Here is a 9,661-nt window from a genome sequence, read left to right as displayed (position 1 = left end):
TTCTAGGCGAACAAGCTGGCGGAGGCGAAACGATCGAGCGCCGCCTCCAGATCAGGAAAATCAGCGGCGATGTGCAGCGCGCCAGCGGCCGCCTGCTCCTCGACCGTATGGAAGCCCCAGCCGACGCCCAGCGGATGGACGCCCGCCGCCACGGCCATGGCGATGTCGTGGCTGGTGTCGCCGATCATGGTCGTAGAGGCGGCGTCGGCTCCGCAGGCGGCCATGGCGGCGCGCAGCATGGCCGGGTCCGGCTTGCCCGGCCCGTCCTCGGCGCAGTGGCTGGACAGGAAGAGGTCGCTCCACTCGGGCCGGGCCAGGTTGCGGGCCACGCCGCGGCGGTTCTGGCCCGTCGCCAGCGACAACCTCCAGCCGTCGCGCTTCAGCCGACGCAGGGTGTCCATGACGCCCGGATAGAGCGGCTCTTCATGGCCCGCCTCATACATCGCGCGGAAGCTGGCCTGAAAGGCCGCGACGAAATCAGCCAGTTCGGCGTCGGTCAGCGCCGGCTCCAGCACGTGCAGAGCGTGATGCAGGCTCAGGCCCACGATCTGGCGCACCCGGTCGTATGCCGGCTCCGGCAGGCCCAGAACCTGCGCCGCCTCGCACGCGGCCCGGTGGATAGAGGCGCGGCTGTCGACCAGGGTGCCGTCGATGTCGAAAACGGCCAGCGGCCTCATCGCATCCGCCGCACGCCCGCGAAGGGGTCCTCGTCGGCCTCGTCCTCGGAGAAGCCGAAATGGTTGAAGCCGGCCTTCATCTCGGGGCTCAGCGGCGCCTCGACGATCAGCTTGCCGCCGCCGGGATGATCCAGCTCGATGCGGCGCGCGTGAAGCTGGAGCTTCAGCGGGCCGGACAGCTCTTTCGACTGCTCGTTGCCGTATTTGGGGTCGCCCAGGATCGGGTGGCCGATGGCGCTCATATGGGCGCGCAGCTGGTGCGTCCGGCCGGTGAAGGGGCGCAGCGCCATCCAGGCGGCGCGGTGGGCGGCGCGGCTGACGGTGGCGTAGGCGGTCTCGGCCGGTTCGGCGCCATGCTCCTTGGGATCGGCGGGGCGCATCATCTCGAAGTCGTTGATGCCCGTCTTCTTCAGCGCCATGTCGATCTGGCCCGCCGACGGCTTGGGATTGCCGATGACGATGGCCCAATAGGTCTTCTTGGCCTGACGGCGGGCGAAGGCCCCGGCCAGGCGCTTGGCCGCCTCCGGCCCCTTGCCGAGCAGCAGCACGCCCGAGGTGTCGCGGTCCAGGCGGTGGACCAGGCGCGGGCGCTCCATCCCCTCGCCCCAGGCCGACAGCAGGCGGTCGACGTGCTTGGTCGTCTTGGTGCCGCCCTGCACGGCCAGGCCGTGCGGCTTGTTCAGGGCGATGACCATGTCGTCCTCATAGAGGACCAGGGACTTGGCGTAGGCGATGTCGCGTTCGTTCAGTTCATGCTTGTCGCCGGGCTGACGCGGGGTCGCCTCGGGGATGGGCGGCACGCGCACGGCGGCGCCGGCGGTCAGGCGGTCCTCGGGCTTCACGCGCGAGCCGTCGACGCGGATCTGGCCGCTGCGGGCCATCTTCTGCACCTGGATGTGCGACAGGTGCGGCCAGCGCCGCTTGAACCACCGGTCCAGACGGATGCCGTCCTCGGCCTCCGCCACAAAGAGAGTCTTGACCTCGCGGGTCATGCAAAAGCCTTTCGGGCGATGAGAAGTCCCAGGAACAGGGCGGCGACGGCCAGGGCGACCGAGGCGGCGGCATAAAGGGCGGCCGTGGCCATCTCGCGGCGCTCGATCATCAAGGCCGCCTCCAGAGAGAAGGCCGAGAAGGTGGTGAAGCCGCCCAGCACGCCGACCGCCGCGAACAGGCGGATGCTCTCCTGATGCGCCCCCGCCTTCAGCGCCAGCCATCCGGCCAGCAGACCCATCAGCAGGCCGCCGATCAGGTTGGCGCCGAACGTTCCCCACGGCCAGGCGGCGCCGGGCGCCAGGCGGCCGACCGCCAGGCCCAGGGCGTAGCGCGCCATTGCGCCCAGGGCGCCCCCGCTCGCGACCAGCAGAAAACGTGTCATGCTGGCGGCTTATACTGTTCCGCAGTCATTTGCGAAGGGCTGGCGCCCCTCTACAGGCGCGGACGGATGGCGTCCTGAACCCCGCGCGCGTCATAGGCTTCGCGGCGGTCGGGGCGCTGGCCCCGGCCCATGACGATCTCCAGCGTGGTCGAGGTCGGCTGCGGGCCGCTGAGGTCGAAGCCCAGGCCGACGCCGACGCCCGAGGCGCGATAGCCTCCGTACCGGCTGGAGCCGGCGCCGATCGAGACGCTTGGACGCACGCCGCCCACGCTGTCGGGGCGGCCGTCGATCCAGCGCTGCGTCACCTCGAACCAATCATAGCCCTGATCGACCGTCAGCTGGGCGGCCCGGAACAGGGCGCGGTCGGCCACCGGGCCGGGGGCGCCGACGCCGTTGTAGGTGACGCGGAAGCGGTTGGATTCGATGCGCTGCTCGGCATAGCCCTGACCGCGCGGCCCCATCTGCGGGCCGTAGGGCGCCAGGCTGGCGCAGGCCGACAGGGCCAGGGCTGAGGCGGCGATCAATCCGAAGGCGAGGCGTTTCATGCGCATGTCTCCCACGCCCGAACAGCGCGCGGGCGCGACGGATTGTTCCGGGACAAAGCTGAACCGCGGATGAAGCCATGCTCCTTCCGCCTCACCTTCCCGCTTCCGCCGTCATCCTCGGGCTTGACCCGAGGATCAAGCACAGGGCGCGCTTGACCTTTCCGACGTCGTGCAGCCGGACAGTCCGATCCTCGGGTCAAGCCCGAGGATGACGGAGGGGTGGGACAGCCGTCCTGTGTGACGGCGTATTAAAGCTGCTAAAGCCCCGCCGCCTGACGCAAGGCGGCGAAGTCCTCCGGTTCCGGCGCCTCGACCGTCACGCGGCCGCCGTCGGGATGAGGAAAGCTGAGCCTGGCCGCATGCAGCATCAGGCGCGGCGCGGCGCGGCCGGCGAAGGTCAGGGCCCCGCCGTAGCGGACGTCGCCGACCAGGGGCCGGCCGATGTGGGCCATGTGCACGCGCAGCTGGTGCATCCGGCCGGTCAGGGGCTCGAGCTCGACCACCGCCCCCTGCTCGTTGGCGGCCAGGGTGCGATAGCGGCTCTGCGACGCCTGGGCGCCCTCGGCGTCGGCCTCGACCACGCGCATGTAGGATTCGCGGCCGATCTCCTGGCGTCGCAGGGGGGCGTCGATCAGGCCCGCGCGCGGCTCGGGCGCGGCGGCGATCAGGGCGCGATAGGTCTTCTGGAATTTGCGGGCCTGCAGCGCCTTGCCGAAGAAGCCGGCGGCGGGCTTGGTCTTGGCGGCCAGGATGACGCCCGAGGTGTCGCGGTCCAGCCGGTGCACCAGCTCGGGCCGCTTGCCGTTCGAGCGGGCGAAGGCCCACAGCAGGTCATCCAGGGTGTGCGCCTGGATGCGGCCGCCCTGGCTGGACAGGCCCGACGGCTTGTTGAAGACGATCAGATGCGCGTCTTCGTGCACCACCCAGGAGCGGACGGCGGCGATCTCTTCGTCGGTCAGGGAAAAAGGCTGGCGGGTCTTCACCCGCCGAGCCTTTAGCGGAGCACGCCCTTCTTCGCCATGGTCCAGGCGTACCAGGCCAGGAAAGCGGCGATGGCGAGGATCAGCAGCTGCAGATGGGCGATCGGCCCCAGGGCCTGCAGGCCGTTGCCGATGAAGTAGGTGTAGATCGCGCTGACGGCGGCGCCGATCAGCGAGATGACGAAGGCGTGGACCGCCCAACGGCTGCGCGCCAGCATCAGCAGCGAGCCCAGAACCGCGCCCCACACGCCCATGGTCCAGGGCACGTACATCCAGGTCGGCATGGCGAAGAAATAGGCCACGGCGGCGTCGCCGAAGCCCGAGGCCCGCATATAGGCCTCTCCGCGCATATTGGTCTGGATGTAGTCGTAGGCGCCGAAGCCGTTCCACAGCAGCGACACCACGCCGACCAGCCACAGGTGCCGGGGCGCGGACGCGCGCCTTGCGATATCGGTCATTGTTTCCCTCCCCAGGTTGCCGATTCCGCGAGGCTAGCCTCGAACCGTCACGGTTAACAATGAACGGCGATCAGAAACTCAAGGAACCCGCCATGGCGGGTTCACGCGGTTGTCGCCGGCCCAATAGAGGCACAGCCGATTGCCGTCCGGATCGCGCAGCCAGGCCTCGCGCCACAGCCAGGGCTGATCGGTCGGCTCCTGGTCGAACGTCACGCCCGCGGCTTGGAGCGCCGCGACCCGTTCGTTCAGGTCGGCGCATTCGAAATAGATCGCGGCGCCGCCGGGCGTCATCCGTTGCGCGAGGTGAACCGAGAAGGTGGCGGACGTCGCCGAGCCGTCGCCGGGACAAAGAAAGCGGGCGTAATGGTCGCTGGACACGATCAGCGTCAGCCCCAGCCGCTGATAGAAGGCCTTGGCGCGCGGAATGTCCGTGGTCTCGACCGTGACCTGATTGAGGTTCATGGCGTTTGCTTCTGCATCCGCGCCCGCATCGCCGCCCAGCGCTCCAGACGCGCCTTGACCTTCTCTTCATGGCCCTCGCCCTTGGGCTGGTAGAAAGTGCGGCGCTCCATCCCGTCGGGGAAGAAGTTCGCGCCCGAGAAGCCTTCGGGCATGTCGGGGTCGTATTGGTAGCCCTTGCCGTAGCCGAGCTGCTTCATCAGCTTGGTCGGGGCGTTGCGGATATGGGCCGGCGGCGTCAGGGAGCCGGTTTCGTACGCCGCCTTCTTCGCCGCCTTGAAGGCCTCATAAACGCCGACCGACTTCGGCGCTGTGGCCAGGTGGACGACCGCCTGGGCCAGGGCCAGTTCGCCTTCGGGCGAGCCCAGGAAATCGTATGTGTCCTTGGCGGCGTTGGCGACCAATATGGACAGGGGGTCGGCCTGGCCGATGTCCTCGACCGCCATGCGCACGATGCGGCGCGCCAGATACAACGGGTCCTCGCCCCCGTTCAGCATCCGCGCCAGCCAGTAAAGCGCCGCATCCGGGTCCGAGCCGCGCACCGACTTATGCAGGGCCGAGATGAGGTTGTAGTGCTCCTCGCGCGACTTGTCGTAGGCGGGCGCGCGCTTCTGAAGGACGCCCGCGAGGGTCTGGACGTCCAGCGGCTCGCCTTCCGGCAGGTCGAACAGCACCTCGGACATGGTCAGCAGATAGCGCCCGTCGCCGTCAGCCAGGGCCAACATGGCCTGGCGCGCCTCGGGCGTCAGCGGCAGGGGCTTGCCCATCAGGGCCTCGGCCCGTTCCAGCAGCAGGTCCAGCGAGGCATCGTCCAGACGCTTCAGCACATAGACCTGGCTGCGCGACAGCAGGGCGCCGTTCAGTTCGAAGCTGGGGTTCTCGGTCGTGGCGCCGACCAGGGTGACGATCCCCTCCTCGACGAAGGGCAGGAAGCCGTCTTGCTGGGCGCGGTTGAAGCGGTGGATCTCGTCCACGAACAGCAGGGTCTGCTGGCCCGCCGCGCGGCGCATCCGCGCGGCCTCGAACGCCTTCTTGAGGTCGGCGACGCCTGAGAAGACGGCGCTAATGGATTGATATTCATAGCCCGAAGCCCTGGCCAGCAGGCGAGCAATGGTGGTCTTGCCGGTGCCGGGCGGCCCCCACAGGATCATGGAGCCTAGGCGCCCGGCCTCGATCATGCGGCGGATCGGCCCGCCGGGGCCGAGCAGATGATCCTGGCCCACCACCTGGTCCAGCGCCTGCGGGCGCAGGCGGTCGGCCAGAGGGGCGTCAGGAGGATGGATGCCGGAGGCTTCGAACAAATCAGTCATGGAACAGTCTAGATAGGCGTTCGTTCGGGCGACTGCACCCGTTACAAGGCCTCCGAGGAGGAATCGCATGACTGAAGCCAAGCCCGATCAGGGACCACGCGGCGGGGTGACGCCCCACCTGACCATTCCCTCGCGCGGGGGCGCTGCCGCCATCGAGTTCTACGCCCGCGCCTTCGGAGCCGAGGAAGTGCGCCGCGTGCCCGCCGAGGACGGCGAGCGGCTGATGCACGCCCATCTGCACATCAACGGCGGCAGCGTCATGCTGGCCGACGAATTCCCCGAATGGACCGGCGAGGCCGACATCGAGCCCAAGGGCGTGACCCTGCACCTTCAGGTCGACGACGCCGACGAATGGTGGAACCGCGCCCTGATCAACGGCGCCATCCCCGTCATGCCGCTGGCCGACCAGTTCTGGGGCGACCGCTACGGCCAGGTCCGCGACCCCTTCGGCCATCTGTGGTCGATCGGCGGACCGCAGAAGGGCTGACCCCGAGGACCATCCCCCTACACAGGAGACCGCGCCATTTCCGATCCCGCCTATCCGCCGCTCAGCCCCTATCTGATGGTCAAGCGCGGGCCGGAGGCGCTGGACTGGTACCGTCGCGCCTTCGGCGCCGAGGTGGTCGAGCGTTACGACATGGAAGACGGACGGCTGGGCCACGCCACCCTCAACCTGAACGGCGGCTCGCTGATGCTGTCGGACGAGTTCCCCGAGATGGCCGAGATCACCGGCATGGCGTCGCCCGAGACCCTGGGCGGCACGACCAGTTCGGTGAACCTGTCGGTGGACGACGTGGACCGCTGGTTCGACCGCGCCGTTGAGGCCGGAGCGACCGCGCTGCGCCCGCCCGCCGACGAATTCTACGGCCGCCACGGCAAGCTGCGCGATCCCTACGGCCACGTCTGGTCGATCATCGGCCCGGCCAAGGGCTGAACTCAGGGCAGGCGTCCGGTCAGGCGGTTGCCGCCGCGCACGATGACCAGCTCGGACCCGCGCTGAGCGCGCCCCAGGGCGGCGACCGAGGTGACGGCGCGGCCGTCGACCTGGACCACCAGATCGTTGGGGCGCAGGCCGATGCGGGCCGGGATGCTGTTGCGCTGCAGGCCCGTGACCACCACGCCGTTGGTGAAGGGATCGCCGCCCAGGCGGTCGGCCAGGGCCGGGTTCAGGGCCACGCCCTGAAGACCCGCCAGGGCCCCCTGCCCCACCACGGTCCCCTGCCCCGGATCGGCGTCGCCCGGCAGGGTCGAGACGCGCGCGTTCAGCGTCCGCGTCCGGCCGTCGCGCAGCACGGTCAGGGCTACGGCGTCGTTCGGCGCCTTGGTGCCGACGCGGAAGTTGAGGCCGCCCTGGTCGTTGACCTCGGCCCCGTCGATGGCGGTGATGACGTCGCCCTGCTCGATCCCCGCGCGCGCGGCCGGGCCGCCGGCATAGACGTCGGTGACCATCAGGCCGCGCGGCCGCTCCAGCCCCAGGCTGCGGGCGATGTCGGCGCTGACGGCGTCGCCCTTCACGCCAAGCCACAGGCGCTCGACCGACTTGGCGCCGCCGACGGCGGACTCCACCACCCGCCTGACCATGGCGGCCGGAACGGCGAAGCCCACGCCGCTGGACGAGCCGGTGCGCGAGAAGATGGCCGTGTTGATGCCGATCAGGTCGCCGTCCATGTCGACCAGGGCGCCGCCCGAGTTGCCAGGATTGATCGGCGCGTCGGTCTGGATGAAGGAGCCGGAATCGCTGATGCCAGTCTCGGTCCGGTTCAGCGCCGAGATGATGCCGTTGGTCACCGTCTGGCCCACGCCGAACGGGTTGCCGATAGCCAGGACCAGGTCGCCGACCTCCTGCTGCTCCTGGTCGTCGATGCGCAGGGCGGGCAAGGCGCCGTCCAGGTTCTCGAGCTGCAGCACGGCGATGTCCGACCGCTCGTCGGCCAGCAACACCTTGGCCGGATATTCCCGCCGGTCGTTCAGGGTGACGCGGATCTGCTGCATGTTCTGGATGACGTGGTTGTTGGTCACCACGATCCCGTCCGCTCGCACGATGACGCCCGAGCCGATGGAGCCCGTCACCCGCGACTGCGGCCCGCCGCCGAACAGTTCAAAGAAGGGATCGCGGACCTGCTGCACGCCGCGCGCCGAGATGTTGACCACGGCGGGCGCGGCCTCGCGCACCACGGGGGCGAAGCTGGTCTTCAGCGACCCGGCGTCGCGCGGGGCGACGCGCGGCTGTTCGGCGAAGACGCCTTCCTGCGCCTTGGACGGTTGCGGCTGGCCGCAGGCGGACAGCATCACGGCGGCGGCGAGCGCCAGTCTGGAAGTCTTCATCTCGTCCCGGTTCTACAAGCTTGGGCGTTCATCTCATTCCGCCCCGGCTTTTCGACAGGATCAAGGCCGCCGTTCGACCTGGGGCGCGGCGGCGATCAAACGGCCGTGACCTCGTCCCGTTCCGCCCGCCGCGCCGTGATCCAGCCGATCAGAGCCGCCAGGGCCAGGACGGCGGCGGCCAGGTAGAAGGCCAGGCCGGGATTGGGCGCCCACATCCCCTCGCCCACCGAGACCGAATAGACCCAGCCGAAGAACAGGGGCGAGGCCACGCCGGCGATGGAGGCGACGCTCATGTTCGCGCCCTGCAACTGGCCCTGCTCGCTCTCGCCGACGCGGCGGGTCATCAGCGACTGCAGCGTCGGCATGGCCAGGCCCCACAGGGCGTTGGGGAACATGGCGAGGATGAAGGCGACGCCCGTCGGCGCCCATCCCATCAGGGCGATGCCGACCGTCCCGCCGCACAGGCCGAAGACCATGGTCGCCCGATCGCCGAAGCGCCGCGACGCCGGGCCGACCAGAACGCCCTGGACGATCATGTCCAGCACGCCCACCAGGGCCAGCAGGGCCCCCACCTGCCACGGCCCCCAGCCGTAGCGCAGCCCGGCGTACAGGACGAAGACCGCCGAAAAGACGTGATGGGCGAAGTAGAGCAGGAAGTTCACCACCGCGAGCCCGGCCAGTTCGGCGTGGCGCTTCAGCAGGATCATGGCCCCGACGGGATTGGCCCGGCGCCAGCTGAAGGGCATCCGCCTCTCGGGCGCCAGGCTCTCGGGCAGGATGAACAGGCCGTAGAGGAAGGCCGCGCCCGACATGGCGCCCGCCGCCCAGAAGGGCACGCGCGGCCCGAACTCGCCCAGGAAGCCGCCCAGCACCGGCCCCAGGACAAAGCCGCCCGAGAAGGCCGCGCCGATCAGCCCATAGGCGCGGGCGCGTTTTTCCGGTTCGGTGATGTCGGCCATATAGGCATAGACGGTGGTGAAGCTGGACGAGGTCACGCCCGCGATCAGCCGCCCCGCCGCCAGCCACCACAGGTTCGGCGCCAGCGCCATCAGCACATAGTCCGCCGCCAGGCCGGCGCAGCTGATCAGGATGACGGGACGGCGCCCGTACTGGTCCGACAGCGCCCCGATCACCGGCGAGGCCAGGAACTGCATCCCCGCCCACAGGGCCACGAAGACCCCGTTCAGCAGACCGGCCCGCGCGTTGGAGCCGACGAACTGCTCGATCAGGTGCGGCAGGACCGGAATGACGATGCCCATGGCCACGATGTCCAGCACCGCCGTCACGAGGATGAAGGCGATCGCCGCGCGACGGACCTTGGGGATATGCAGGGACATGGACGCTCGCGGAGGTGGAGCGCCGTTCTAGATGGCGGCGAGCGGTTGGGCGACGATTTTCAGCAGCATGCTGGGCGACGCCCCAGCTCCCTTCCCCCTCGATGGAGAGTCGGGGATGGGGGTGAGGGCTCGACCTTGGTCGCCTAGGCGCATGAGGCGCCCCCGCGTCTCTCGCGTCATTGTAGGACGTCCCGC

Annotated in this window: 12 protein-coding genes; 2 read left to right on the top strand and 10 right to left on the bottom strand. The window is 69.6% G+C overall.

The features are described from left to right. Positions 1-2: 2 nt before the first annotated feature. The 8 genes from D8I30_RS10280 to D8I30_RS10245 all read right to left on the bottom strand — a co-directional run bounded on the left by D8I30_RS10280 (position 3) and on the right by D8I30_RS10245 (position 5,804). Positions 3-677 carry an HAD-IA family hydrolase gene (locus D8I30_RS10280; protein WP_121482654.1) on the bottom strand — a complete coding sequence of 225 codons (675 nt, stop codon included), beginning with the start codon at positions 675-677 and terminating at the stop codon, positions 3-5. Further along, positions 674-1,669: an RluA family pseudouridine synthase gene (locus D8I30_RS10275; protein WP_121482653.1), complete on the bottom strand. Its 996-nt coding sequence runs from the start codon at positions 1,667-1,669 to the stop codon at positions 674-676. The genes D8I30_RS10280 and D8I30_RS10275 overlap by 4 nt, the downstream gene beginning before the upstream one ends. Continuing rightward, complete coding sequence (crcB, locus tag D8I30_RS10270; RefSeq protein WP_121482652.1) at positions 1,666-2,052, bottom strand: fluoride efflux transporter CrcB; 387 nt, start codon at positions 2,050-2,052, stop codon at positions 1,666-1,668. The genes D8I30_RS10275 and crcB overlap by 4 nt, the downstream gene beginning before the upstream one ends. Before the next feature lie 50 nt (positions 2,053-2,102). After that, the gene (locus D8I30_RS10265; protein WP_121482651.1) at positions 2,103-2,597 is read right to left on the bottom strand and encodes a CC0125/CC1285 family lipoprotein; all 495 of its coding nucleotides are present in this window, start codon (positions 2,595-2,597) and stop codon (positions 2,103-2,105) included. A gap of 257 nt (positions 2,598-2,854) precedes the next feature. Then, complete coding sequence (locus D8I30_RS10260; protein ID WP_121482650.1) at positions 2,855-3,580, bottom strand: RluA family pseudouridine synthase; 726 nt, start codon at positions 3,578-3,580, stop codon at positions 2,855-2,857. Between the two features lie 11 nt (positions 3,581-3,591). Then, positions 3,592-4,035 (bottom strand): hypothetical protein, encoded by a 444-nt coding sequence (locus D8I30_RS10255; RefSeq protein WP_121482649.1) that lies wholly within the window; start codon positions 4,033-4,035, stop codon positions 3,592-3,594. A 78-nt stretch (positions 4,036-4,113) separates the two neighbouring features. Continuing rightward, positions 4,114-4,497, bottom strand: a complete 384-nt coding sequence (locus D8I30_RS10250) for a VOC family protein (protein ID WP_121482648.1) — start codon at positions 4,495-4,497, stop codon at positions 4,114-4,116. After that, positions 4,494-5,804: a replication-associated recombination protein A gene (locus tag D8I30_RS10245; protein WP_121482647.1), complete on the bottom strand. Its 1,311-nt coding sequence runs from the start codon at positions 5,802-5,804 to the stop codon at positions 4,494-4,496. Before D8I30_RS10245 ends, D8I30_RS10250 begins: the two co-directional genes overlap by 4 nt. 67 nt (positions 5,805-5,871) lie before the next feature. Between D8I30_RS10245 and D8I30_RS10240 the strand changes: the two genes are divergently transcribed. Further along, positions 5,872-6,291 (top strand): VOC family protein, encoded by a 420-nt coding sequence (locus tag D8I30_RS10240; RefSeq protein WP_121482646.1) that lies wholly within the window; start codon positions 5,872-5,874, stop codon positions 6,289-6,291. Positions 6,292-6,366: 75 nt separating this feature from the next. Further along, positions 6,367-6,738, top strand: coding sequence for a VOC family protein (locus tag D8I30_RS10235; protein WP_205570694.1), 372 nt, complete (start codon positions 6,367-6,369; stop codon positions 6,736-6,738). Between the two features lie 2 nt (positions 6,739-6,740). Here D8I30_RS10235 and D8I30_RS10230 read toward each other — a convergent pair whose 3' ends face one another. Continuing rightward, positions 6,741-8,129, bottom strand: coding sequence for a Do family serine endopeptidase (locus D8I30_RS10230; RefSeq protein WP_121482644.1), 1,389 nt, complete (start codon positions 8,127-8,129; stop codon positions 6,741-6,743). 95 nt (positions 8,130-8,224) lie between these two features. Next, the gene (locus tag D8I30_RS10225; RefSeq protein WP_121482643.1) at positions 8,225-9,466 is read right to left on the bottom strand and encodes a TCR/Tet family MFS transporter; all 1,242 of its coding nucleotides are present in this window, start codon (positions 9,464-9,466) and stop codon (positions 8,225-8,227) included. Between the last annotated feature and the right edge of the window lie 195 nt (positions 9,467-9,661).

The sequence above is a fragment of the Brevundimonas naejangsanensis genome (assembly GCF_003627995.1).
In the GTDB taxonomy this organism is placed as follows: domain Bacteria; phylum Pseudomonadota; class Alphaproteobacteria; order Caulobacterales; family Caulobacteraceae; genus Brevundimonas; species Brevundimonas naejangsanensis_B.
The sequence above is the reverse complement of the archived record's forward strand: the minus strand, read 5'-3'. Positions and strand labels throughout refer to the sequence as shown.

What these genes read in the sequence shown, in the direction of transcription:
- D8I30_RS10275 (WP_121482653.1), bottom strand. Translation starts at nt 1,669, where the DNA reads ATGACCCGCGAGGTCAAGACTCTCTTTGTGGCGGAGGCCGAGGACGGC.
- D8I30_RS10245 (WP_121482647.1), bottom strand. Translation starts at nt 5,804, where the DNA reads ATGACTGATTTGTTCGAAGCCTCCGGCATCCATCCTCCTGACGCCCCT.
- D8I30_RS10225 (WP_121482643.1), bottom strand. Translation starts at nt 9,466, where the DNA reads ATGTCCCTGCATATCCCCAAGGTCCGTCGCGCGGCGATCGCCTTCATC.
- D8I30_RS10235 (WP_205570694.1), top strand. Translation starts at nt 6,367, where the DNA reads ATGGTCAAGCGCGGGCCGGAGGCGCTGGACTGGTACCGTCGCGCCTTC.
- D8I30_RS10250 (WP_121482648.1), bottom strand. Translation starts at nt 4,497, where the DNA reads ATGAACCTCAATCAGGTCACGGTCGAGACCACGGACATTCCGCGCGCC.
- D8I30_RS10230 (WP_121482644.1), bottom strand. Translation starts at nt 8,129, where the DNA reads ATGAAGACTTCCAGACTGGCGCTCGCCGCCGCCGTGATGCTGTCCGCC.
- D8I30_RS10280 (WP_121482654.1), bottom strand. Translation starts at nt 677, where the DNA reads ATGAGGCCGCTGGCCGTTTTCGACATCGACGGCACCCTGGTCGACAGC.
- crcB (WP_121482652.1), bottom strand. Translation starts at nt 2,052, where the DNA reads ATGACACGTTTTCTGCTGGTCGCGAGCGGGGGCGCCCTGGGCGCAATG.
- D8I30_RS10240 (WP_121482646.1), top strand. Translation starts at nt 5,872, where the DNA reads ATGACTGAAGCCAAGCCCGATCAGGGACCACGCGGCGGGGTGACGCCC.
- D8I30_RS10265 (WP_121482651.1), bottom strand. Translation starts at nt 2,597, where the DNA reads ATGAAACGCCTCGCCTTCGGATTGATCGCCGCCTCAGCCCTGGCCCTG.
- D8I30_RS10255 (WP_121482649.1), bottom strand. Translation starts at nt 4,035, where the DNA reads ATGACCGATATCGCAAGGCGCGCGTCCGCGCCCCGGCACCTGTGGCTG.